Below are 1,623 nucleotides of genomic sequence, written 5' to 3' on the forward strand. Positions count from 1 at the left end.
CAGAGTCAGGAGGAATAGGAATTATAGAACCCACTTAGTATCTATAATTTATTACTTTTAGGATTTAGTAGTTGCGATCACCTCAAATTAAAAATCAAAAGTCAAAAGTCAAAAATAGTATGGTGGGAGCCTTTTCAAATATCACTAGAGAAAGAGATAAACTTCCCTCTAAATGTCCTCTTTGTTTCATAAAATAAGCTTTGACAATATCTCCCATTTTTGAGGGTAATATCATATTTAATACACTGGCAGCTAAAATTAATTGATTTGCTTCTCTAAAATTTAGATAAGATGATGATTTACTCCCTCTTTTTGGCATTAATTGTTGTAACCGCCAAGCAGTTAACATTGTCAATGGCGCTATCATACTAACACTGATTACCATCCATACAGGGTGAGAATTTTGGAATACTTTTATCAGTCCAGTAAAATCAATTTTCCAATAGATAGCTGTCAGAATAAGTAAACTGATAATTATAGAAATTAGTCGTTTCATAAGGGATGCTCAAGTCTTTAACTTAGTCTAAATGTAAGCATTCAGCTATCAGCAGTCAGCTATCAGCTAAATGCTGACCATTTTTTCCATTATTTTCGGATAATAACTTATATCCAGTCCGCCTAATTAGTAATAAAAAACTTTCTTCTTCTCTTCCTTCTTTTTTCCTCCTGACTTCTGACTCCTGACTTCTGACTCCTTCTTCAATATGCTGGAACTTTAACAACCTCACTACCAGATAAACCAAAAGCTTTATGAATAGCTTGCAACGCTTTTACACCATCCTCCTCTTCTACCACACAACTAATTTTAATTTCCGAAGTAGCAATCATCAAAATGTTGATTTGACTTGCTGCCAACGCCTCAAACATTTGTGCTGCTACCCCTGGATGGGCAATCATTCCAGAACCGACTACACTCACTTTAGAAATAGCACTCTCCAACACCACTTCTCCCCAACCAAACTCTAATGCTGCATTTGCCAAAATTTGATATGCAGTTTCTCCCTCTGGTTGGGAAACAGTAAAAGCAATATCACGAGTCAAAACCCCATCCACACTATGACAACGTTGTGACTGAATAATCATATCCACACTAATATTATTCTGCGCCAACAAACCAAATATTTTAGCTGCAATACCTGGGGTATCTGGAATGTAACGCACCGCTAGTCTTGCTTGCTTTATGTCTAAAGCAACTGCTCGCACTGGTGAGGAAACTTCTTCCGACTCAGAAGCAGCAGAGTTACTAGAAATATCTGCAACATCCACATCAAATGCTTGACACAAAGAATGAACTGCCTTTTCACAGTCTTCTGCATCAACCACACAACTGACCTTAACTTCCGAAGTAGAAATCATTAATATATTTACTCCTGCTGCTGCCAAAGTCTCAAACATTTTTGCTGCTACTTGTGGTCGTCCGATCATTCCCGCACCCACAAGACTGACTTTAGCAATAGGTCGCTCTTGTGTTTTGACTTCCGGTTCGCCCAAAGTGTGGTGGAAGGGCGTCCCGTTCTCGAGCACATCATAGATGGAATTAAATCCGCCGGTATTGACGAGGTTTTCATTGTTACGGGATGGAAGGCGGAGGTTGTGGAGGACCACTTCAAGGAAGGTTCAGCT

General features: G+C 38.9%; 1 protein-coding gene and 2 pseudogenes. All 3 read right to left on the reverse strand.

The features are described from left to right. Positions 1-109: 109 nt before the first annotated feature. A pseudogene (locus F6K13_RS32180) lies at positions 110-496 on the reverse strand (lysylphosphatidylglycerol synthase domain-containing protein); the annotation flags it as partial. Between the two features lie 55 nt (positions 497-551). After that, entirely contained in the window at positions 552-722 is a 171-nt protein-coding gene (locus F6K13_RS32185; protein WP_161564587.1) for a hypothetical protein, read from the reverse strand. Next, positions 700-1,491, reverse strand: a pseudogene (locus F6K13_RS32190) (ACT domain-containing protein); the annotation flags it as partial. The pseudogene F6K13_RS32190 and the gene F6K13_RS32185, both read right to left, overlap by 23 nt. Positions 1,492-1,623: the final 132 nt, after the last annotated feature.

The sequence above is a fragment of the Okeania sp. SIO2B9 genome (assembly GCF_010672505.1).
GTDB lineage: Bacteria > Cyanobacteriota > Cyanobacteriia > Cyanobacteriales > Microcoleaceae > Okeania > Okeania hirsuta.